1 protein-coding gene is annotated in these 243 nt (G+C 71.2%); it reads left to right on the forward strand.

Annotated features, from left to right (window positions below):
* The coding region (locus OP18_RS50895; protein WP_033368078.1) for a beta-ketoacyl synthase N-terminal-like domain-containing protein at positions 1 to 243 on the forward strand (243 nt) is incomplete at both ends.

Here is a 243-nt window from a genome sequence, read left to right on the forward strand (position 1 = left end):
TTCGACCCCGACCCGGACCGGACCGGCACGTCGTACACCCGCACCGGCGGCTTCCTGCCCGGCGTCGCCGACTTCGACGCCGCGTTCTTCGGCATCTCGCCACGTGAGGCGCTCGCCATGGACCCGCAGCAGCGGCTGCTGCTGGAGACGTCGTGGGAGGTGTTCGAACGCGCCGGGATCGACCCGGCCACCCTCAAAGGCAGCGCGACCGGCGTGTTCGTCGGCACCAACGGCCAGGACTAC

The sequence above is a fragment of the Dactylosporangium aurantiacum genome, from assembly GCF_000716715.1.
GTDB lineage: Bacteria > Actinomycetota > Actinomycetes > Mycobacteriales > Micromonosporaceae > Dactylosporangium > Dactylosporangium aurantiacum.